The sequence below is a fragment of the Lacipirellula limnantheis genome, assembly GCF_007746075.1.
Lineage (GTDB): Bacteria > Planctomycetota > Planctomycetia > Pirellulales > Lacipirellulaceae > Lacipirellula > Lacipirellula limnantheis.
Window position 1 is genome coordinate 3,914,900 of record NZ_CP036339.1, and the last position, 22,619, is coordinate 3,937,518.

Annotated in this window: 17 protein-coding genes; 5 read left to right on the forward strand and 12 right to left on the reverse strand. The window is 64.0% G+C overall.

Going from position 1 to position 22,619, the window contains the following annotated elements; translation table 11 throughout:
- Positions 1-2: 2 nt before the first annotated feature.
- Complete coding sequence (locus tag I41_RS15035) at positions 3-950, forward strand: phosphatidate cytidylyltransferase (RefSeq protein ID WP_145433681.1); 948 nt, start codon at positions 3-5, stop codon at positions 948-950.
- A gap of 52 nt (positions 951-1,002) precedes the next feature.
- On the opposite strand, the gene I41_RS15040 is transcribed toward I41_RS15035, so the two are convergent.
- Positions 1,003-2,007: a hypothetical protein gene (locus I41_RS15040; RefSeq protein WP_145433682.1), complete on the reverse strand. Its 1,005-nt coding sequence runs from the start codon at positions 2,005-2,007 to the stop codon at positions 1,003-1,005.
- 319 nt (positions 2,008-2,326) lie between these two features.
- The gene (locus tag I41_RS15045; RefSeq protein WP_145433684.1) at positions 2,327-3,160 is read right to left on the reverse strand and encodes an enoyl-ACP reductase FabI; all 834 of its coding nucleotides are present in this window, start codon (positions 3,158-3,160) and stop codon (positions 2,327-2,329) included.
- 310 nt (positions 3,161-3,470) lie between these two features.
- Between I41_RS15045 and I41_RS15050 the strand changes: the two genes are divergently transcribed.
- The gene (locus I41_RS15050) at positions 3,471-5,369 is read left to right on the forward strand and encodes a sigma 54-interacting transcriptional regulator (RefSeq protein ID WP_145433685.1); all 1,899 of its coding nucleotides are present in this window, start codon (positions 3,471-3,473) and stop codon (positions 5,367-5,369) included.
- A gap of 211 nt (positions 5,370-5,580) precedes the next feature.
- On the opposite strand, the gene dnaA is transcribed toward I41_RS15050, so the two are convergent.
- The 3 genes from dnaA to I41_RS15065 all read right to left on the reverse strand — a co-directional run bounded on the left by dnaA (position 5,581) and on the right by I41_RS15065 (position 9,471).
- Positions 5,581-7,038: a chromosomal replication initiator protein DnaA gene (gene dnaA, locus I41_RS15055; RefSeq protein WP_168206926.1), complete on the reverse strand. Its 1,458-nt coding sequence runs from the start codon at positions 7,036-7,038 to the stop codon at positions 5,581-5,583.
- Positions 7,039-7,474: 436 nt separating this feature from the next.
- Positions 7,475-8,506, reverse strand: coding sequence for a GNAT family N-acetyltransferase (locus I41_RS15060; protein WP_168206927.1), 1,032 nt, complete (start codon positions 8,504-8,506; stop codon positions 7,475-7,477).
- Positions 8,503-9,471 carry a DUF6690 family protein gene (locus I41_RS15065; protein ID WP_145433690.1) on the reverse strand — a complete coding sequence of 323 codons (969 nt, stop codon included), beginning with the start codon at positions 9,469-9,471 and terminating at the stop codon, positions 8,503-8,505. Before I41_RS15065 ends, I41_RS15060 begins: the two co-directional genes overlap by 4 nt.
- 208 nt (positions 9,472-9,679) lie before the next feature.
- On the opposite strand from I41_RS15065, the gene I41_RS15070 reads away from it, so the two are divergent.
- The gene (locus I41_RS15070; RefSeq protein ID WP_145433692.1) at positions 9,680-10,930 is read left to right on the forward strand and encodes a THUMP-like domain-containing protein; all 1,251 of its coding nucleotides are present in this window, start codon (positions 9,680-9,682) and stop codon (positions 10,928-10,930) included.
- Positions 10,931-10,974: 44 nt separating this feature from the next.
- Here the strand turns inward: I41_RS15070 and I41_RS15075 are convergent, their stop codons facing one another.
- Together I41_RS15075 and I41_RS15080 are read right to left on the reverse strand one after the other, a co-directional pair.
- Complete coding sequence (locus I41_RS15075; RefSeq protein ID WP_145433694.1) at positions 10,975-11,382, reverse strand: hypothetical protein; 408 nt, start codon at positions 11,380-11,382, stop codon at positions 10,975-10,977.
- Positions 11,379-12,992: a HEAT repeat domain-containing protein gene (locus I41_RS15080; protein WP_145433695.1), complete on the reverse strand. Its 1,614-nt coding sequence runs from the start codon at positions 12,990-12,992 to the stop codon at positions 11,379-11,381. Before I41_RS15080 ends, I41_RS15075 begins: the two co-directional genes overlap by 4 nt.
- A 369-nt stretch (positions 12,993-13,361) precedes the next feature.
- On the opposite strand from I41_RS15080, the gene I41_RS15085 reads away from it, so the two are divergent.
- Entirely contained in the window at positions 13,362-13,631 is a 270-nt protein-coding gene (locus tag I41_RS15085) for a hypothetical protein (RefSeq protein ID WP_246133677.1), read from the forward strand.
- 180 nt (positions 13,632-13,811) lie between these two features.
- On the forward strand, positions 13,812-14,624 hold the full coding sequence (locus I41_RS15090; RefSeq protein ID WP_145433697.1) for a TatD family hydrolase: 813 nt from the start codon (positions 13,812-13,814) through the stop codon (positions 14,622-14,624).
- A gap of 75 nt (positions 14,625-14,699) precedes the next feature.
- On the opposite strand, the gene I41_RS15095 is transcribed toward I41_RS15090, so the two are convergent.
- The 5 genes from I41_RS15095 to ccsA all read right to left on the reverse strand — a co-directional run bounded on the left by I41_RS15095 (position 14,700) and on the right by ccsA (position 22,606).
- Complete coding sequence (locus tag I41_RS15095; protein WP_145433699.1) at positions 14,700-16,025, reverse strand: alkaline phosphatase family protein; 1,326 nt, start codon at positions 16,023-16,025, stop codon at positions 14,700-14,702.
- Positions 16,026-16,136: 111 nt separating this feature from the next.
- The gene (locus I41_RS15100; protein ID WP_145433701.1) at positions 16,137-16,973 is read right to left on the reverse strand and encodes a sugar phosphate isomerase/epimerase family protein; all 837 of its coding nucleotides are present in this window, start codon (positions 16,971-16,973) and stop codon (positions 16,137-16,139) included.
- Between the two features lie 108 nt (positions 16,974-17,081).
- A complete protein-coding gene (locus I41_RS15105; protein WP_145433703.1) occupies positions 17,082-17,834 on the reverse strand; it encodes a UbiA family prenyltransferase in 753 nt (250 codons plus the stop codon).
- On the reverse strand, positions 17,831-18,700 hold the full coding sequence (locus I41_RS15110) for a sugar phosphate isomerase/epimerase family protein (RefSeq protein WP_145433705.1): 870 nt from the start codon (positions 18,698-18,700) through the stop codon (positions 17,831-17,833). The genes I41_RS15105 and I41_RS15110 overlap by 4 nt, the downstream gene beginning before the upstream one ends.
- Before the next feature lie 225 nt (positions 18,701-18,925).
- Positions 18,926-22,606 carry a cytochrome c biogenesis protein gene (ccsA, locus tag I41_RS15115; protein WP_145433707.1) on the reverse strand — a complete coding sequence of 1,227 codons (3,681 nt, stop codon included), beginning with the start codon at positions 22,604-22,606 and terminating at the stop codon, positions 18,926-18,928.
- Positions 22,607-22,619: the final 13 nt, after the last annotated feature.

Genomic DNA, 22,619 nt, shown 5'->3' on the forward strand with positions numbered 1-22,619 from the left:
CCATGAACGCCAACCTGCTCGCCTTCGTCGGCACGGTTCTCCTGCTCTTGGGAATCGCCACGTTCGTGGGCCAGTGGCTGCGCAAGCGCGAGTCGCCGGCCCTCGACCGCCGGGCGATCGAGTCGTTCAATTCGCGAATTCAGGCCTGGTGGTTTTTCACGGCCGTCATTGTGATGGCGTTCCTGCTGCCTGGTCTTACCGTGCTGCTGTTCGCCGCCATCGCGTTCTGGGCGTTGCGCGAGTTCGTGACGCTCACGCCGACGCGCATCGGCGACCATCGCGCCCTGTTTTGGGTCTTTTTCTTCTTCACGCCGATGCAATTCCTGCTGGTCTACCTCGACAAGTATGGACTTTACAGCGTGCTCATTCCGGTGTTCGCCTTCCTGTTCATCGCCGCGCGGGCCGCGGTGTACGGCGACTACGACCGGTTTTTGGAGCGAATCGCCAAGGTGCAGTGCGCGCTGATGATCTGCGTCTATTGCTTGAGCTACGCCCCCGCGCTCCTCTATTTGCGAATTGAAGAGCAATCCGCCAGATACTACCCGGCGGGGATGCTGTTCTTCTTCATTACCATCGTGCTGGCGTCCGATCTGCTCGAGTGGTTCTGGAGCCGCGTCTACAGCCGCCACCTGATTGCGGAGAAAATCGACCCCGTGATGTCGTGGGAGGGCGTCCTCGCCGGGGCGGCGTCGACGGCGCTGCTCGGAGTCGTCCTGCAATGGGCTTCGCCGTTTCCGTACTGGTGGCAGACCTCGGCAATGGCGCTAGTGATCGCCCTCACGGGCGCTGCGGGGTCGCTGACGATGTCGGCGATCAAGCGCGACCGCGGCGAAGTTACCAGCGGCAACTTCGTGGAAGGACACGGTGGCGTCCTGGGCCGCATTGACTCAATTTGCTTCGCCGCGCCGGTGTTCTATCACGTGACGCGTTATTTCTTCGGCGTCGCGTGACCTTTGGCCCCCGTTTGAAGAACTCAGGGGCCAAATGTGGGTGCGAGACAACTTACCGCCAAACGCTCTCGCGGCTGCCGCTCATCTGAATTGGCTCGGCCGCGGCCTGCGGTTCGTACCCCGCCGTGACTGGCCGCGTGGGGCGAGCGGGCGACCAGTTGGTGTTCTCGCCATAAACGCTCGGCGACGCGGCCGCGTGGCTCCGCGGCGCCGCGACGCCCTGCACAACGGCCGGCGGCTCGGGAGTTGCGACCTGGGCTGAAGCGAGCATGGCCCCGCTCGCCGGGCGAATCGGCGGCCGGCCGGCCCGTACCCAATCCATCCAAGAGTTTTGCAGGGCGAGCAAGTGCTCGTACTCGTAATGAGCGGCGATGGCTTGCCGCCAATCGCTGGTCCGCATGCCGTCAGCCAGGAAATTCAGGAACACCTGCTTCCCGCGCTGGGAAATCAGGAACTGGGCCAGCGAATGCCCCTGGGCGTACAAGGGGAGCACATCGCGAGGATAGTCGGTCATCGCGAACATCGCGTCGAACGGGATGCCGCGCTTGGTCTTCAAAAAATCGATGAGCATCCGCTCCTGCTTGTCGATTTCGCTGCGATGCTCAACCGTGGTGCAAGCTCCTTCATCCGCCCAGCGAGGCAGCGGTTGGCGAAAGTGGGTCGCGAAAATTGTGTGCGTGATTTCATGCGGCAGGACCGAGTCGAGGACCCGCTCGCGCGAACCCTGAATGTTCATCCGCCAGTCGTAGACTTCGCCCGCGTTGAACACGAAGCTCGTCGCGCCGCCGGCGCCGAGCGTCGGCGCAACCAGCGCTTTGATCGGGCAAGGCTGGCTCCAGCGGGGCAATTCCTTCCCGAGCCACTCGATCGCCAACTCGCGGCGCCATTGTTCCGCCGAGTCGCCGATTTCCTTCGCCAGCTGCGGCGTGGGGGCGTCGACCGTGAAGTTCACCGTACGGTAGGCGGCGCCGACAGCGAGATTGGCCGAAAACGTCAACGCAGCCAGCGCCATCCAGAATGCGGGCCTACGAAGGCGCCGAGAGACGTGAGCGTCCATGCTCTTCCTTTGCGATTAAAGGACCATCCTTGTCCTGTAACGTCCATGCTGGCGCTGCCAGCGCGGCACATTCGCGTGCGACTTCCGGTTGGGCAATTGTCGGGCCGAATCCATCCGGCCGAACGAACTCGTAGTAAGCCGATCGAGGTCAAGGCGGGAATTAACGGGACGAAATCGTAGGCTTACAGCCAACGATAGCGGGGTATTCGGTCCCGTCAAGATTTGCAGAATTTACCGCACGCGCGTGAAAGCAGCAAAGAGCGATTCGTCGAAAAACGGGCTGCGCGGTGCTAGCAAGTCACGGGTCGTCGCCCATCCATCAAGCGCCTTGCTGCGCTGCTTTGATCTGGTCGACCATCCGTCCGGGCGAGCCCATGGCGTTGTAGCCGGCGTCGAGATGCAGAATCTCGGCCGTCACGCCGGAAGACATGTCCGAGAGGAGAAACGCGCCGCACTTTCCGGCTTCTTCGTGCGTGATGTTGCGTCCCAACGGGGCCATGGCTTCGTAGAGCCCCAGCATTTGGTCGACGCCCGCGCCGCGGCCCGAAATCGTCTGCAGCGGGCCGGCGCTCAACGCATTGACGCGAATGCCGCGCGGCCCCAGATCGAACGCCAGGTATTTCACGATCGAGTCGAGCGCCGCCTTGCAGACGCCCATGATGTTGTATCCCGGCACGCACTTCTCGCCGCCGAAGTAGGTGAGCGTCAGGACGCTCGCCCCGTCGTTGAAGACGCCGCGCGCAGCATTTGTCAGGGCGATCAGGCTATAAGCACTGATCTCCATCGCCACTTTGAAGCCCTCGCGGCTGGTGGCGATCGTGTCTCCGCGTAGATCCTCGGGCGGCGCGAAGGCGATCGAGTGGAGGAGGAAATCGATCTTGCCAAGCTCCGCCTCGCAGCGGCTCATCACCTCGGCGATTTGCTCATCCTTGGTCGCATCCATGGGGGCGAGGAATTTCGCGTTCGGCAGCCCCTCGGTCAGTTTTTGGATCCGTCCGAGGTTCTTCTGACGAGCATCATCGGGCTTGTCGGGCATGTAAGAGAATGCACACTCGCCCCCCTCCCGCATGATCAGCTCGGCGATGGCCCAGGCGATCGACTTCTCGTTGAAGACGCCGGTGATGAGTCCCTTCTTGCCACTGAACATTCCCATACGAGCTCCTGAGCGCTAGCTGCCTCGTGAAAGGCGAACCCGGCCGACCGCCTGGGTCCATCAAGGCCTTGAAGGCCTTTCCATCGAGGCCGACGAGAGCGTCGCAGGATACAGCACTGTCCAGCGGAGGGAAAGGGGGCGGTTTTTGCTACCAATCGGGCCTCCGTCACGACGAATCCGCATCATCCGGACAACATACGACTTGCCAACCTGTCCAACTAATGATACATTTTAGAAGATCATATTGACATTTTCATTGCTCATAATGATCTGACCTGAAGTTAATTGTAGCCCTTTTGAGAACACTGCGGTGCCATTGCCAACTGATCAAATCCCATTGCTTCGCCTGTTGCTGGCCAGTTCAGGGCGTCACGACACCCTACGGGGACTGCTGGACGAGGTCTTGCCGGAGGCCCGCGACCTTCTTCCCGCCGCGTCGCTGGCGGTCGTCCACGCCAACCCGCCGAAGTGGGAGCTGCAGGCCGCCAGCGGCCTGGGCGATCGCCAGGCGCCGTCCGAGCTCGTGGCCGACGCCCTCGACCGCGATGCTCTTGCTGCAAGCGGCGAATGGTCCGCCGTGCCCCTGGGGGACGGTTATGCCCTCGCAGCTCGCGGCAGGGTCGAACCCGTCGCTCTCAAACAGTTTGCCGAAGGGCTGGCAGCGGCGCAGCGTTCGGTGCTCGGCCGGCAGCGCCGCGAGCATCGGATTCGCCGACTCGAAACCATACTCGAGATTACCCACGCTTGGCGGCAAACCAACTCGATGGAGGCGCTGCTCAAGGCAATGGCCGAGGCTGCGACCGAACTGCTGCAAGCCGATCGCGCGAGCATCTTTCTCTGGGACCGATCGAAGCACGAGCTGGTCGGCCGACCCGCACTGGGAGTGAAGGGGAACGAGCTGCGCATCCCGGACGACGCCGGGATCGTGGGACAGGTGATTCAGTCCGGCCAGTCTCGCCGGGTCGGCGGTGGACTAGGCGACGAAGAGATCGACCGCGAGGTGGATCGCGCCACCGGCTACACCACGCGGACAATTCTGTGCGTGCCGCTACTGGCCCCGAAGGGTCGCTGCCTTGGCGCGTTCGAAGTCCTCAACAAGCGGGAGGGCCATTTTACCGATGACGACGAGCGCGGGCTGATTGAATTGGCCGCCCATGCCGCCGTCGCATTGCAGAACACGCAAGAATTCGAAGAGCTGCTGACTAAGCACCAGCAACTTGTCGCCGAGGCGGCTCAGGGACTGCAGCTCATTGGCGACAGCCCGGCCATCGAAGCCGTTCGCTCAACAATTCGACGCATCGCCGACACCGACTTGGCGATCCTGATTCTCGGCGACAACGGAACTGGGAAAGAGGTCGTCGCGCGATCGATTCACTATCTCAGCAGGCGCCGTGAGCAGCCGTTCATCGCCGTCAACTGCGCGGCGATCGCCGAATCGCTGTTGGAAAGCGAACTGTTCGGCCACGAAAAAGGTGCGTTCACCGATGCGCGCGAGTCGCGTCCCGGCAAATTCGAACTCGCCTCCGGCGGTACGCTATTCCTCGACGAAATCGGCGACATGAGCCTCGGCGGACAGTCGAAGCTGCTCCGCGTCCTGGAGGACAAGACCGTTGTGCGCGTGGGCGGATCGACGCCGATTCATACAGAGGTCCGCATCCTCGCCGCGACGAATCAAGACCTCGCCGCGATGGTGAGAGCGAAGCGCTTCCGCGAAGACCTGTTCTTCCGACTCAACGTGGTGAGCCTGGAACTGCCGCCGCTGCGCGAGCGGGGCGAGGACGTGCTAAAGCTGGCCGATCACTTCTTGCAAACGTTCTGTCGGAATATGGGTCGCCGAGCGCCGAAGTTCTCGCCGGCGGCGCGCAAGCGAGTCTTGGCGCACGGCTGGCCCGGGAATGTGCGCGAACTGCGCAACCTTTGTGAACGGCTCGCCTACCTTACGACCGGTGATGTGGTGGAGGCTGACGACCTGGCGCTCATCGAGTCGGGCGCCACCGACTCCGAGAGGCTGGCCGAGTTCGCAGGATCGCTGGCCGACGCGACGCGCGATTTTCAACAGCACTATATTCGCAAAACAATTGACGCCGCCCGCGGCAACATGAGCAACGCCGCGAAGCGGTTGGGGCTGCACCGCTCGAATCTTTATCGCAAGATGCGGCAACTCGAGATGGCCACCGAGGGGAATGAAGAAGAACTCGACGAGGACTAGTGCGAACTTCGGGTAAGCGTCGCGTCTGTCATCCTGCGTGGAATGAAAGATCTAGCGGCCAACCAACGACCAGATTCTTCGCTCCGCTGAGAAAGACGCCACAGTCAACCGATGATCACTCTGATGCGCGACCAGGCGGGAAGATGGCGTTCTCAGCGCGACGCCTGCCGGCAGACATGCGCCGAAGGCACGGCGCTTCGCGACGCGGGCCCTACGCGGTGCGGAGCTTCGCTTCGATGCGCCGGACCGCTTCTTCCACCTGACATGGCTGATCGCCAACGACGATCTCGCCCCGTTGGGCAATCAACCCGTCGAACTTTCGTTGCGCCGAAACTACCGTGCTATGGCTGCGGCGTCCGAAGAAGTCGCCAATCTCGCTCAGCGCGGCTCGCGTGTACCGCCGGGCCAGCCACATGGCGAGCATCCGCGGCTCGGCCACCGAGCGGCACTTTCGCGCGGACTTAAGGCTTGTCGCCTCGACGCCGAAAACTTCGCACACGGCGCGCTGAATGTCGGCCAGTCGAACCTGCGGCGCATGTTGCCGGCAGAAGTCGGCAATGGCGCCGCCCGCCAGATCGAAGGTGATGGGCTTCCGGGCAGCCATGCTCGCAGCGACAAGCCGATTGATCGCGCCGCTGAGCATCCGCCCGCTGCCGACGACCTGCTGGGCAATCAGTTCGATGACGTCGTCGCCCATGGCGACGTCCATCCGCGCCGTCATCGCCCGGACGATGCCCAGACGGGTGGCGTAGTCGGGAGGGTCGATTGCGACGGCGAGCCCAGCCGAAATCCGCGTGGCGAGTTCTGCGCTGACGGATTGCAGTTCGGACGCGGGGCGATCGCTCGACAAAACCACTTGCCCGCCGCGTGCCTGAACCGCGTCGATCGTATAAACCAATTCCTCGACGGTGGCGCGCTTGTTGCCCAGAAATTGCACATCATCGATCGCCAGCAAGTCGAGGCTGCGCGTCTTTTGCCGTAAGCTCGGCAACGATCGCTTCTCGAGGGCCTCCAAAAACTGCGACGTGAACTGCTCGGCCGTCAACTGCATCACGCGGAGCCGTTGTCGCGACGCTCGGCCCATGAACGCCACCGCGCTCATGAGATGCGTCTTGCCCGTTCCCGAGGGGCCGTAAATCAGCAGCGGGCTAAAGCGACCGAGTTGCTGGATCGCACTTCGGGCGGCGTCGGCCGGCAGGCGGTTCGAATCGCCGACGACGAAATCCTCGAACGTCCACCGCGGCCGCTTCTTCGCGGGCGCCGAATCCTCATTCAGCGCCTTGTCGACGGACGGCTTGCCAGGGGCGGGGCTCGGGGCAATCTCGGCAAAGGTGAGTTGCGCATCGCAGTAGCGCTTCTTGGGGGAGCGCCGCCCTCCGCGCTGGCTCGTCGCCGCGCCGACAACTTGGGCGGCTTCAGTCGCCCGGCCGCTCGCCGCAAACTCCACTGTCGGCGACGCCCCGAAGATCGCCGCTCCGCATTCGGCGAGCGTCGCCTGCAGATTGCGACGGAGCCATTGGACCTCGGCCTGAGAGGCACAACCGACCAGCAGCACGCCGCCATCCAGCGTGAGCGTCGTTTGCGGCCCGAGCCACAAGTCGTAGCGCTCGTTGCCGAGGCTGCGACGTAACTCTAGGCGCAATGCGGACAGCCTGTCCGAATCGTCCATGACCACTTCCTGTGAGCTCCCGATGCGCGCACCACGTCCGCTGCCGAAACGCGCCGGGAAATTCATTTACCCGGTGCGCCTCGCCGTACCACTCGTGCGTGCGCCCCACCGATAGGAGAAGCGATCAACCGCCGTAGCGACTGATCGACGTTGCTAGTTGTCACCTGCGAGAGGCGATTCTAAGGACGCTAGCACTCCTGTCAAAGCCCTTGACTTACTTGAGCGCGTCGTCCCATTGACCGCTCATGAAAAGCATCGGGAAAGCGGCCCTCCCGATCGCGCGCGCGACCTCAAAAAAATTTGAGTCGGCGACAGGAAGTGGGTGGATAACGTGTCGGGGTCGGCGACGAGGAAATCGCGCTGCGCGGGCCGACGCGACGGCATGCTTGTTGGACAAATGCAACGCGCGGCGCGGAACTCTTGTCGACGGCGTTCGTTACGCTCGCGCGCATAAACGGGCGTACACGATGCGCTGGGCCCATTCGACGAAGCCGAGCCGTCGATAGACGTTCAGGGCCGGTTCGTTCGCCGCATCGACGGCGCAGACAAGCCGTTCGGCGCCATGGCGCGCAGCGACGTCGATGGCGTGTCGCACGATCGACGCGCCCCAACCGCGCCCGCGCACCGGCGCCGCCAAGCCCATGTAGATCAGCTCCCAGTTCCCCAATCCCGGGTGTTCGGCGAGGATCAACGCCCCTATATCTTGTCCCTCGGCTTGGACCAGGTACCAGTGTTCTGGCCAGTGCCGTCCCTGGGAGCGGTAACCTTCCAGCACCTGGTTCAGCGGTCGGATTCCGTCGAGCGCCGGACAATCGAGCGTACCGACGTACGTCTGTTCGACGGCGCGTTCGAGTCGAGCGAGATCGCGTTGCGCATTGCCGAGGAAACGGATCGCGGGCGGCGAGGCAGGTAAACTAGAAAGCTCTCGTCGCCGTGCATCAATCCCCAGATCGACGAACAGGTACACCAACTTCGCGAACTGCGGGAAACCGGCGGCTTGGCAAATTTCGGTCGAATAGCCGTCGTCGTCGCTGACGACCAACTGAGCCAGTGGAATTTGACGCTGATCGACGAACGCCGCGGCGCCCCGTAAGAGGGGCGTGTCAGCGGCGCCCTGGTCGGGAGGTATCCAGAGGCAGGCTGTCTGGCCCGGCAGTTGCTGGATCCACGCGACGCCAGCCAGTTCGCTGGCAGTCGTCGGCGCGCAACGATCGCCATGCGCGGCGACGAGTAATCCATCCCACGCCGCGTCGTTCTGGACGCCGAGCGAGTGAAGCACCTGCACCAGCCCGGTTCGCTGTTCCGCCGGCAACCGGTCGTGGAGGGCGCGCAGCGCTGCCGGACGCAGGGCAGCAGGGCAGGTCATCACTCGAGGCGCGTTCTCGGGCATCGGATCAGCATAACCGATGATCCCTCCGTTGGCGGAGAGGCGGCGTGCTGAACGTCGGTGGCCCGAGATTCGAGTCATTGGTAGAAATTGCTTCGTTCGAGTTGATCGATCTGTCCCTGCGAGGCGCGGCTTCGCGGAAGAAGGGTCTTCCATCCCAGGGCCTCCGGCGCCGCGTCGGCCGGCTTCTCGGCTGGAGCGACCTCTTTGGCCTTGGCGCCGGCGCTGGCCGTCTTGCCGGCAGCGTCGGCGGCGCCCGCCTCGCCTGGTTTCGCGGCGGCGCCGGGGGGCGCTGCGGCAGGCGGGGTGGAGACAGAAGCGACCTGCGGCTTGAGCGGTCGCGCCGCGGCCGGGTCTTGGAGTTCGAACTCCACCGAAAAACTCTCGTGCGGCGTGTTTGACCAGAGGATCGGCGCCGTCTGGGTACGCAGTTCGCTGATGACGTCAGTGCCCTGTCGCACCTGCAACAACTGCTGACCGGCAATCACCGACGGCACGGCCTGCAACCCAAACCGTTGGTGGAGCAACATCGCCAGTTGAGTGGTGTCGCCCGTTCGCCCGCGGAACGAAATCCGCTTCACGCGACCATCGGCGCCGAAGAAGTACGTCAGCGATCCGGCGATGTCGTAAACTTGTTTTCCAGTCACCAACGGAACGCGAACGCCAAACAAATCGAGATCGGCCAGGGCCGTCGACTTGCGTTCCCAGCGTTGGTAGACCCACTCCTTGGTGACGTCGAACCGCAATACCTCCGACAGCGAGTAGGTTGGGTCGGGCGCTATCTGCAGATGAGCAGGGGGCGCAGCTGCCTGGTGGGGCGCTGCGGCGGCATGTGCGGGTTGAGCTGCATTTCCATGCGCCGTCTGCGCTGGGGCGCCCGCAGCGTGGTGGCCAGGCGCTGTCGGCTGCTGCGGCACGGTCGCCGCTGGGGCCGCCGTCGTCGACTTGCGCATCTGCTCGGTCCACTCGGGCGCATTGGTCGCGACGTACGGCACCGCCACCGAAGCAGCGAGCAACGTCGGCATGGCCAAAGTTCGCGAGATCATTCTCAACGTTCCTCCCCGACCCGCGCGGTGGTGAGTACGATAGACCCTCCCTCTGTCCTTTCGTCCGGCGGGCCCCGTCGACTTGCCTCGGCTTCCGCTGGGCGCCGCACCTTGCTCGACGGATTCGCTCGGAACTTCCGGCACGCGCGAAGCAAGCGGCGCGACCCCAACCCATGTTCGGCAGGCCAGGGCAGCGATTGATTCCGGGATGGCAACCTTTGACGACTACGTCTGGCTTACCAACGATGCCTCGGCGGCCGCCGCGCTGGCAGCAGGCGCCGCTCACCACCGCGTCGAACTCCAGCAGCTCAACGAGCTGCGGAAGTCACTTCCGGCCGAACGAGCTCGTCTGGTGGTCGAACAACTTGACCTGCGCCGCCGCGCCGCTGCAAAGTTCGGCGTCGCGGCAAGTGCGATGTTCTTCACGCCAGTCCAGCTCGAACAGGCGACCGGCGGCCAGCTCGCCGCATACAAGGCTGAACGATTCCGCAGGGCAGGGGGCGACCGCCTGATTCACGATTGCTGTTGCGGCATTGGCGGCGATCTGGTGGCGCTTGCAGCATGCGGGCCAGCGGTCGGCTACGATCTGTCGCCGACAATCTGCCTGTTGGCGGAGAAAAACCTGGCCGTGGCGGCCCTGATGAGCGAGCGTTCGCGCGACTATCCGAGCGCCGTCCGCGAGGGGGACGTCACGGCACTGGTTCCCGACGCTAGGGAGATGTGGCACGTCGACCCCGACCGACGGGCTGACGGTCGGCGTTCGACCACGTTGGAACAACATTCACCGGGCCCGGCGGTGATCGACCGTTGGCGTTCTAGCGCCTCGGACGGCGCCGTCAAACTTGCCCCCGCGAGCGAACCTCCGGCGGCGTGGCAGCATGACGGCGAACTCGAATGGATCACCGCTCAGCGCGAGTGTCGGCAGCTGGTCGTCTGGTTCGGTCAGCTGGCGATGGCCCGAGGAAAACGGCGCGCGACGGTGCTATTGCCGGCACAAACAAGCGACCGATGCGACGCCGGGGTCTCGGTTGCCAGTTTCGTCGGCGAACCCCGCGAGGCATGTTCCGCAACCGACGCGCCCCATCAATTCCTCTATGATCCCGACCCCGCCATCGTCGCCAGCCAACTGTTGGGGGCCATTGCCAATCGACACGGCCTGCACTCCCTGGGCGCTGGCGGCGCGTACCTCACGGGCGACGACGAAGTCGCCGAGCCGCTGCTGAGTGGCTTCAAGGTCGAGGAGACGCTTCCGCTCCGTACTGCCGCAGTCGCCGCTTGGCTTGCCGCCCGTCACATCGGCCGCGTCGAAGTAAAAAAACGGGGAGTGTCGCTGGACCCCGAGCAATTTCGCCGCGACCTCAAGCTCCGCGGCGACGACGAGGCGACCGTCATCCTCACGCGCGTCGGAAAACGCCAATTGGCAATCGTCGCCCGGCGGCTCGATCGACCTGGCGGGTGAACGAATATTCCGCCGCCGCTCGGACGGCGCCGCGCGCCACTGAATCAACTCAGTTGTTTGTCGAAAAGGATATCCTTCAGTCGCCGGAGATGCCCGGCGCGGGCTTGCCAATCCTCCGGCAGATCATTGGCGTCGAAAGCGGCGGGAGTCAGGAAAATCTGAGCCGGTTGCTCGTAGCGGCGGACCGCGGCGAGCGACGCGAGAAGACGCCGGCTGGGGTGGTCGAGGTCGTGAATCAGACAGAGCTCGCGAAAGAGCTTCCAGGGATTTTCGCAATGGATCGTCATGTCGTTGCGACGGCGGACGATCATCACCGCGGCGGCGACGATGGCGGCCACCAACAGCGCAATGCCGTAGGCCCAGAGATCGGACCAGCTGAGTCGCGGACCCGAGTCCGGGAAGTTGTCGCCGATCTCGGCCAGCGGCCATGCCAGGCGCGTCAAGTCGTTCATGGCGCCGCCTCCTCGACCAATGCGGTTGCATCGCCAAGTTGCGTCTCGCCGTCCAGCGCGCGGAGGCTGTTTCGCGCGGCGGTTTGCACCGCGACGCTCCGATCGTCGATTGCCGCAAGCAATGCATTTCGCACGTCGTCCGCCGTGCAATGCTGCAAGGCGTCGGCGGCCGCTACCCGCACCACATGGTCTTCGTCCTGCAGTCGCTCGATGAGCGCGTCGGCCATTTGCGGCAACAGCTTCATCGCGGCCACCATCTCGATGGCGCGCAAACGAAGACGCCGCGCCGGGTTGCTCAGTTCCGCCCGCAACCGCGCGAGCGTTGACCGATCGACCAGCGCCACGCGGGCGCCCATGCTGCGGCGGGCGTCGTCGTCGAGCAGATCAAAACGCGCTGCGTAATTGTCGAACCTAAATTCCCACAGCGCGTCGCGGGCCGCGGCGCTCACCGCCTCGTTCGGACTTTCGACCAGTTCCAACAGCTTGTTCATCGCGCCGGGGATGCGGCGCTCCCTGAGTTGTCGGACGGCCGCCGCCTGCACTTCTCCCGCGGCGTCGTCGAGCGCTTGGAGCACTAGTTGGTTGCCGCGCTGTCCGGCAATTGGACGCAGGGCCTCGCAAGCCGCAACGCGTGCCTCGACCGGTCCGTGCTTGATCAGCAGGTCCGCGAGGCTGAGTTTGCGGTCGTCGCTCGCCCCCGAGGCCGCCAACAGGCGCATCGCGGCGGCCTGCTGCTGGTCGGTGAGCTGCGCCAGTAGCGCTGGATTCGCTTCGCAGCACGCCAGCGACTTCGTGCGCGCCAAGTTCTTCATGAACGCCACGTTTTTCGAGTCGAGCGGCGTCGCCAGCAGGGCGTCGAGGAACGGCTGATCGGTCCGCTTGCCGACGACGTTGCGAACCGCCTGCGGCGCGTCTCGATAGGCAAAGAGAGTCGTTAGCAAGCCGAGGACGTTCGGGCTCACGCTCACGGTGAGCGATTGCACGATGCTTTGGTGGCAGGGATGATACGGCGACTCCAGAATGTTCCGCAGCGTTTTGCTGTCGGGTCCCGCGAGGACGACAAATGCTTCCAGCAGCTCCGCCCGGCGGTGCTGCCGGTACCGTTCCACCGAGCGCTCTAAACTTTCGAGCACGCAGTAGCGAATCGTCTCAGGATCGCGGCCCAGCACCGGTTCACGGTCGGCCGCCAACCAGCGGCAAAGCTGCTCCACCAGGTTGAGCGTCAACGCGACCGCGGCGTCGGCCCGCTCGCCGCAACTTCTCTCGGCGACCATCACCAGCGTCGGCGTAAGATCGTAGTCGCCGGAGGCTTCGACGAATTCATAGGCAGCCGCGAAGAGTCGATCGTCGCCGTCGAGGAGCGCTTCGCGCAGCGCCACCCCCATGCGGCAGCGCCCCTTCTCGACGATGAGTTTTTGCGACGGCGTCAGCACATCCCAATATCGCAGCACCGCCAGATGCCCCATTTTGCTGCGCCGGGCGCAGAGCGCTCGGACCACGCCATCAAACACTTCCACAGAGTCTGTCTTGAGCGCAGCGATGAGCGTCGGCGTCGCGGCCTCGTTGTGGCTCTTTGCCAGGGCGTCGATCGTGCGTTGGAGTGGGAGCACCGCAGGTTCGCTTACCGGACGACGGCGGGAGTAGGCCACGGGAGTACGTCTTTGCGCATGCCGACGGCAATTCGACGCTTGCCCCGCGGCCCGCCGCTGAAATCACGCTGAAATTTACGCCGCGGTGCGGGCTGGCGCCGCAGAAATCGACAGCAATCTGCTCCAATCTGCCGAACTGGCGCGACGGCGCCGGCGAAACGACGCCTCGTGCCCCCGCGCCCGCAAAACCGGCTCGTTTGATACGCTCAATTACGGGCTCAAGGCGGAGTCATTGCATCCAGCCGTGCCGTCGGCGAAACTGGTAGCATCGGCCGAAGGATTGGACAACGGACGACCGTTACGACGCAACCGCGGAAGGATTCGCTAGCCATGAAGGGGAGTTGCATGCTAGGCGAGCGAACGCGAGAAGCCGTGCTCGAGCAGGAATTTCTGCCGCTGCGGGCGAGGATCTTGGAAATTGCTGCGGGGCTCGATCGACTCGACCGAGCCGTTGCGGACGGCGACGACGGCGGCCGTCGCGACCGGCTGGAGAACGCGATCCAGTTGCTGCTGGCGGATGAGCCGAGCCGCGCGGCGCGCATTCAACTGTTATTCAGCCGCGATTACGATGAGGATTGGCGCACTCGGTTTGAACTTTAGGTCGGCAAGTTCTATCGGGTAGGCCGCACTGTATTCACGCCATAATTCATGCCGAGCCCATTTAGCCGCGGAGCTTGCTCCGCGAGCGCGGCACAAGTGCCGCTAGTAAGCGGGCGAGTCGGCGTGGCGAGTTGGTTCGCGGGTCAACGTAGTTTTTTCATAGCGGGCAATTGTACTGGCGTGTACTACATCGACCCCCACATCCACATGGTCTCGCGGACCACGGACGATTACGAGACTCTCGCCAAAATGGGCTGCGTCGCCTTGAGCGAACCTGCCTTTTGGGCCGGCTACGATCGCGGCAGCGTCGACGGCTTTCGCGATTACTTTGAGCAGCTCACGACCTTCGAGCCCAAACGCGCCAGCTGGTACGGCATCCAGCACTTCACCTGGCTCTGTATCAACGCCAAGGAGGCTGAAAACGTCGCCCTGGCGCGCGATGTGATCGCCATGATCCCTGAGTTTCTCGATCGGCCCGGCGTTCTGGGCATCGGCGAGATTGGCCTCAACAAAAACACCCGCAACGAGGCGACGGTTTTTCTCGAGCACATCGAGCTCGCCGTGAAAACGAACGAGCAAATTCTCATCCATACGCCGCACCTGGAGGATAAGTACCAAGGGACGCGAATGATCCTCGACATGCTCACCGGCGACGGCCGGCTCGATCGCAACCGGGTGCTGGTCGACCACGTCGAAGAGCACACGGTAGGGCTCGTGCTGGAGCAAGGATTCTGGGCCGGGATGACGCTCTACCCGGTGAGCAAGTGCACGCCCCAGCGCGCGGCCGACATGGTCGAGATGTACGGTCCTGAACGCCTGCTGGTGAACTCCGCCGGCGACTGGGGACCGTCGAAGCCGACGGCAGTCCCAGATTTCATTCTAGAAATGCGCAAGCGCGGCCATCCCGAGTCGTTGATCAAGCGCGTCGTCTACGACAATCCGCTGACGTTCTTCGGCCAAAGCCGCGGCTTTCGGTTTAATCCACCAGTGTAGCCGGCAGCATTTTCAGCCCCTGGCTCCGCCAGGGGGTCGTTCACCATCCAGGTAGACGTCGCGCCGCGTTGCGATCTACACCCCAAACTGCCGCAGCACGATCTCGGCAACGTCCGTATCGGCCGTCGGTCCTTCGACGAACACCCCCTTCTGCGAGCTGAGCAGCACGCCGCGCTGTGACGGATCATTCGCCGGAGCGCCATGCGAGCCCTTCACCAGCGTCGCATCCAGCGGGATGCCGCGCGTCGCCGGGTCGAAGAACATTTCCACCGGGTCGTATCCCGGCTTCCGGTGAATGTCGACCGTGCGGGCGAACTTTGGCGCCAGCGCGTCGTCGAGCCACCAGTAGTAAGCTTGCCAGCTGTTCGGATCGCTGACGACGACGAGGTCGCCGCTCCGCTCGTGGTTGAGATCGTACTGCGGAGCGTTCTTTGGCTGGAAGACTTCCGCAACCCCCGGTTGGCCGGTGAACAGGTCCTGCACTTTCGCGATGGTTACGGCGTCGCGGTCGCGGACGAAAATGTGCGAAAACTGGTGATCGGCCAGGGCCCAGGCGCGGCTCTCGTCGAAGTCGATGAGCTCGCCGCCGTCGACTTCTTTCACTTCCAACAGCCCGCCCTGCCGGAGCAGACGGTTCGGATAGAGGACGTGGTCGACCGGCGTGATGACGTATTCGCTCGCCGCCAGCCACAACGGCTTGGCGTCTCCGTACGCGGCGGCAAATCCATCGATCAACCGTCCAAGCTCACGGTCGAGGTCAGCGAGCGCTTGCATCGTCTCCGTGCTGTCGGGCCCAAACTTCTGGGGCGCGTAGTCGAGGTGCTGCATGTAGAGGTAGAAGAAATTCGGCCGGAACTGCTCCGCCGCCTGAATAGCCGACGAAACGATCCACTCGGTCGACTTGATGCCCGCCAGCGGCCCCCAATAGTTCATCAGCGGAAAGTGGCCGAGCTTGTCGCGAAACTCGCCATACAGCATTTCGGGCTTCGTGTAGCACCAGAGTGACTCGCTGCCGTCTGGATTGTGAACTGGCGCAGGGAGGCAAACGTAGTCGGCGCCGCAGTGCTTCGCGTGCAGCGGGAACCAGACGGCCGACGTGACCCCCGCGGCCTGCTCATGGAGCGTGTCCCAAATCTGCGGGCGGTCAACGCACTCATTGGGCGTCGTCCACATCTCGACGGCCTGGCGGTCGCGCCAGTAAAAACCGTTCGCGATGACGCCATGCTCGCTCGGCGGCGCGCCTGTGGTCATGTTCGCCTGCACCGTGCAGGTGACGGCGGGAAACGTGGGCGCTAGCTCGGCGACGTCGCCGCCGGCCGTGAGCGCCGCAAGACGCGGCATGAGGGCGAGGTCTTGGCGGCGTAGGCCGGGGATCGATAGGAGAACAACGTATTCGGGCATGGGTTATTTTTTAGCCGCGATCAGGCGCAACAAGAGAAAGACGACTGGAGCTACAACATGAGTCTCTGGTCTTCCTTTTATTCTTCTCGCGTTTCTCGCTCCCCTTCGCGGCTACCTCTTCTCCATCATCGGTGATAGGAAATCAAACGCCCGCCGCGCCACGCGCGGCGCGTCGTGGCTGTGCCGGCTTAGTTCTACCTGGACGCCGCCATCATAGCCCGCCTCCGCAAGGGCGGCGATGATCGGCGGGAAGTCCATTTCCCCTTCGCCGAACATCAGATGATCGTGGACCCCGCGGCGCATGTCCTCGATATGGACGTTGGCAATCCGCCCGTCCCACCTGCGGATCACGGCTGGGATCGGCGTCTCGCCCAGGCAATGGAGGTGCCCGACGTCAAGCGTCAGCTTCAGTCGCGGCGAGTCGACGCGATCGAGCAACTCGGCAAAGCGATCGGTGGTGTCGATCAGCATGTCTGGCTCCGGTTCAAATCCCAGATCGACGTCACGGCGGTCGGCGTACTCGACCACCCGCTGCAGACCGCTTGTGAGGTCAGCCATCGCCGCGTCGCGTCCGGCAGCATGGTGCGCCGCTCCCGACCAGATCGAGACGCAGTCGCTGCCGAGCGTTGCGGCCATGTCGATCGCCCGCTTGATGAAGTCGATCCTTCGCAACCGGTCTTCTTGCCGTTGCGACACGAGAGTCGGCTCGTGCTTGACGGCGGGATCGAGCAAATAGCGCGCGCCCGTTTCGACGACCGACCGCAGGTCGTGGCGGGCCAGCAGTTTTTCGATCTCGCTGAGCTCGCGGGGCAAATCGCCGCCATACGGATTGAGCGCGTTGTGATCGAGCGTGATCGCGACGCCGCGATAGCCAATGTCGGCAAGCAGATCAATTGCCGCCGAGAGGCTATGGTGGGCCCAGCCGTTGGTGACGTAACCGAGGTACATCGCTCATCGCGTAAAGTTTACGTTCTGACAACTGTCCGCCGCGCACAAGACGTGTGCCGCCAACGGACCCACTTAGCCGCGGGCGCTGGCCCGCGTTCCGCCGCCGCGTCAAGTCATCGCCGCCCAGCGGGAGATAATCAATGTCGGAATCAACAACGTCAGCACCGCCAGCCCCGCCGTCCAACCGGCGGCCAGCGTCGCCGCCGCCGCGTCGATCACAATAAACCCTTGCAGCATCCGCGTCACCACGTTGCGAATGCGGAGGGTCCGCGCCATCGCGCCGACCATCTCGCTCCGGGCGACGTACGTCAACGCCATCGTGTACGCCCCCACGCCCAGCGCGAACGCCCAGGCAAACGGTTCGTCGGCAAGATCGGCCGCAATGCTGGCTCCCAGCAGCACATTGAGCACCCGGCACCACCCCATCGCCAGCGGACCGGCCCATGTGCTTTTCAAGCGGCTGTCGTACTGCACCACCGTGATGGCCAGCAGCGACCCAATCAGTCCCGCCGCGGGTCGGTGGCCTAACCACGCCGCACCCCAAGCCGCCAGGACCCCCGCGGCCAACAAACTCCAGCCAACAGTTCCGGCAAGCTCGCGCGAGATGAGTCCGGCTGGAATGGGCCGTGCGGGTCGTTCCAGCGCGTCGATCTCGGCGTCGAAAAAGTCGTTCAATACCATGCCCGCCAGATAAAGGCAGGCCGAGCTGGCGATAAGCGCCATCAGCGGCGCCGCTGGCTCGAAGCGATGTTGCACGATGAGAAATCCGGCGATCACGTTCGACGCCGCGGTGAAGACGTTCGCGGCGCGCAGCAACTGCCACCAAGCGAGCATGCGGCTCTGGCCGATCGCTCCGCTCATGACGCGGCCGTCTCCGCCATGCCGATGTCCCGCATCGTCTTGAGCAGGAAGTCGCGGGCCTCGCGGGCGGCGGCATCGGGGTCGGCGCCGTACGGGTAAAGCTCAACCGTCAGCCAGCCGTCGTAGCCTGTCTTCTCGATCTCGCGCAGCGTCGCCGCGAAGTCGATGGCGCCGTGGCCCGGCACCATGTGCTGGTGGACGCGGGTCGCAGCGATATCTTCCAGATGATAGTGAACCGTCTGCTCCGCCATCGTCGCGACCCAGTCCTGCGGATCTTCCCCGACGCAATAAGCATGACCGACGTCGAAGTTCAGCCCCACCCGCGGCGAATCGAGCCGATCGACGAACTCCAGATATTCCCCGAACCGCTCGATCAGCAGTTCGGGCTCCGGTTCGATCAGCAACCCGACGCCGAGCTCCTCGGCCACGTCGAGACACGGCATCAGCTCTTCATAAAAAATCTGGCTCGCTTCCACGCGCGATTGCCCAGGCGCCAGATGCCCGCCCGGCTCGGTCGTGATGTGGGGTGCGCCCAACTCGGCGGCCAGTCGCAACGCGCGCTTGGTGTGCTCGCGGCGAATCGCGCGATAGTGCGGGTCGGGGTCGGTCCACCCTGGATGCCAGTACGGCTGCCGGGGGTCGGCGACGGCGTTCATCATGAAGGCGTTGATATTGGAAATCGTCAGCCCCGCGTCGGCAATCAGCAGGCGAATCTCGTCGACCCGCTCCGGCAGCAACCCCGCCGGCCAGGCATGCGGCACGTCGGCCAGCAGCTCGATGCCGCGATAGCCGAGACCGGCGATCCGGCGCACCGTTTCCTCAAGCGTGAAGCGCAGATAGGCGTTGGAACTGAAGGCGAGTTTCATGCTGCGGAACGTAGGGGGGATCGCGAACGGAGAAACGGGAATCCTCAGTTTAACTTCCAACGAACGCCGCACCTACCCGCCCCGCCAAGCGGCGTCGTTGTAACGCCAAGCCCATTTAGCCCCGCCGCTTGCCGCGGGTTCGCGGGCTATCGCCCGCGGCCAAATGACTCGACGCGTCACGACGCCGTGCTGTGATGCCGCCATTCTGCGATACCGGCGCTTGCCTCACGCCGCGGCAGCGCTCGCACCGCCGCGCGGGCCGTTCCCGGACGCCCCGGTGATAAGCGGCCAGGCGTATGCCACCGCGACGATGCCCAGCTGGCTCAGCATGAACGCCCCCAGCCAGAACGTCCGCCCTTCGGTAAAGCCATACGAGTGCAGCCCCACCCCCATCTCGTTCACGCCAAACCACGACCAAAGCGTGACGATGTTGCCGCAGACCGCCAGCGCCGCCAGACCGCGTTCGCCAACCATTTTCCCCCAACGGGCGTGCAGTACGATGGCGTTCCAGATAACGATCATCAGGGCGCCGTTCTCTTTGGGGTCCCATCCCCAGAATCGGCCCCACGAATCATCCGCCCACAAGCCGCCCAAAATGGTGCCGATGAAGCTGAAGAAGATCGCGAAGCAGATCGTGCCGTAGGTCATGCGCGTGAGCTGTTTACGCTGGTAGTCGTTGAGCTGCCCCGTAAGCAATCCCAGCACAATGGTGAGAATCCCCAGCGCCCCCGCCAGCAGCGTCGTCGCGTAGCCCAGCGTGATGCACACCACGTGCGTCGCCAACCAGAAGTTGGTGTCAAGCACCGCCTGCATCACGCCGATCGTGTCGCCGTCGTTATCGAAGGTCAGATAGTACGCGATGATCATCGTCGGGAAGCCAAGCGCCGCGGCCAACAGATTGCCGACGCCGAGCTTGTAGATCACCTCGAACAACAGCGCGAAGAAGACCGCCGCCCACCCGATGAACACCGCCGATGAATAGAGGTTCGTGATCGGCGGTCGTCCCGAGATGTAGATGCGGCCGATCAGTCCGAAGGTGTGGAGCGCGAACGTAAACCACAGAAGCCAGTTCGCCGTCCGATTGAACCCTTCGGGCCAGCCGAGCCAAGCCATCACCGCCAACACGAACGCCGTGATGTAAAGCGCGATGCAGAGCGTGAACGGACCGAAGTTATTGAAGTACGCCTCGAACTCGATCCGATCGAGCCGCAACCGCTCGGCCGGCTTGCGACTTGACTGCTCGCCGCTGACGGCGACGGCGTCTTCGTGGCGCGCCTCGGCGATCGCCCGCTCTTTGACGATATCGCGGTAATCTGCCACCGCCGTGTTGAACTGCTGCGGCTTACCGTCGGCGTACGCCGACAGAACGTTCCGCAGCGCCAGCGCCGCGTCGTCTTCCTGCTGGCCGCTATTGGGTGCAATCTTGGCGATCAGCGACGCGGTCTCCGCGTCGAGCATCGTCCGCCAGGTCGCCTCGGGCGTCACCGGCGGCACGGGCCGCGGCGCTCCGCTATCGTTTAATTGCTGGATCATCGCGATCGTTTGCTGAACGCTCGACCGCACTTCGTCCTGCGTCGCGCCATCCAGCTGGGGCGGACTGAAAGCCCCGATCATCGTCCGGATGGTCGCGAGCTTGCGCGCCAGTTCGACGAATTTCTTCTGCGTCAGATTCCGCTTCTCCGCGGGGACGGCGGCGGCGAGTTCGATTTGGCGATCCATCTCGTCGCCGGCGCCGCTAAGTTCCTCGATGCTGTACCGGAACCCATGACGCGGCTTCAGCTTGAGCGCCTGGAGCACGTCGAGATTCTCGACCTTGATCACCTGATGCTCGCGGAACGACGGGGCTCGCGTAATCACATCGAGGAGCCACCGCACCGCCGGCTGCTTCGTGTCGAACCGATCGTCCTCGTACGTCTCCTTGCCCGACAGCGTGCGCAACGCGTTGCTCGCCAGCGAGTCCATTGGCTGCGTCCGGCCGCCGTACGCCACCGGCAGTTTCGCGAACTCATGGATCTTCATCTCGCTCGACGACTCCTTTGCCGGCCGCGCCTTGCCGACGACATAGCCCGCTGCGAGCAACACCACGAGCGCTGGAATCCACACTTCATTTCGCCGCCAATCAGCGAGCGCCAGCCGGCGGCGAATCGGGCCGCCTTCCACCGAAGCAAGCTTACGGGCCTCGTCCTCGCGGCGAGACACGAAGCGCACCACCATTTGCAAGAAGTGAACCAACATTCCCGCCGCGATGATCATGCACGCCACGTACGGAATCATCCAGCCCGCGTTGCTCACCACCTGCAGCACCGTGGTCTGCAAGTTGTTCGGGTCGTAGCTCGACTGGTAGATCGTCTCGCCGGCATAGCGGATCGGGTTATTCATCGAAGTCGACAGCGGCACGTCGACGTTCTGATCAGGGTCGCGCAGCTGCACGACCGACTCGAAGTTCTTCGGCGTGTCGCTACCTTCATACTTGTCGAATTTGAACTTCTTAAGCGTGATCGAGTAATCCTTCGGCACGCGCGTGTAGCGGAGCGACACGTTGTACGTCTTGCCGTCGACCTCGACGACTTCGCTCCCCAGGAATGGCCATAGCAAGTACGTACCGAGCGAATCGGTCGTAGGCTTGCCGTCCTTGTCCTTCTTGAGCAACTCCACCAGCGCCGCCGGTGCATCGGGCGTTTGCTCCGTGCTCACTCCAGTGTTCACCGGCACGCTTGTTGCGACGCGCAGCTGCCCCAGTCCTGCATTGGCCAGCGTTGCTTCGCCCGGCTGGGCCCGCCGCGTCGTAGCGTTGGGCATCAGTTCGACGATCCGCACAGCGAAGGGGAGGGCGTCGTCATTGATCGCGACCGCTTCTTCAATGACCGCTTCCTTCCCGTCGACCAGATCTTTCTTCGGCGCCGATGCATCAACAATCACGCCGGGGATCACGGTCACCAAGTCCTTTTTGGGATCGGTAACGTCAGTGACGGCAAGCTCGTACGAGCGAATGTCCTCAGCGTAGGAAATCGTCTGCCCCTCGGTGATCCGCATCTGCGCTTCGCCCACGTACTGGGCCGTGTACAGCTCGCCGAACATCAGCAGCGCAATCCCGCCGTGCAGCAACACCACGCCGCCGCGCTTCCCAAAGAGGGCCCAGCAGCCAACCGCCAGCACGATGCTCGCCGAGGTCGCCTTGGCTAACTGCCACAAGATGCGAAGTCCCGCCGGATCGAGCCGCACGTCAGGATTCGCGAACAAGTAAATCGCCATCCCCAGCAGCAGCGCCGCCAGGGCGGCGCCGAACCACCAGAGCCACACCCCGTCCGACTGCCAGGCCCGCTGACGCGTCAGGGCCATCACATAAGCCAGCGTTAGCGCCGCGGCGCCCAGGCCCGCGCGCATCGCGTGCCACAGGTTGTTGGTGAACGTCTCCGTCAGTTCGCTCTCAATCGCCGTGTTCGCGCCGCTGGCAATGACCAGATAAGTAATGACCGCGCCTGCCGCCACCAGCGCGAGGCCAGCCAGCAAGCGGCCCCCCCGGGCCGTGATCTTAAACCGCAACCCGTGAGCCGCGAGCAGATTCACCGCGAGCGCCACGCCCAGCGCCTTCCCGCCGGGGAACGGAAAACGGAGCCCGCCGAGATCCCAGGCCCGCGGGAAAAAGACCTTCACCTCGATCCACGCGACCCAGGCGCGGAAGTAATCGTGCACGACCTTCCACACGTCGTAGTCGATCTGCGCCAGCGTGCCGGCCAGCACCAAGAACAGCGACAGCGACAGCAGCGTCACGGTCAGCCGCAATGATGCCAACGGAGTCAACATCTCGACCAGCAGCGATTTCTCCGCAGCGCCCCGTTTCGTTCGCGCCGCGCCGCTCGCCGAAAAATCGTCCGCACTCGACCGAGGAAGTTCGACCGTCGCCATAATCCGCCGCTTT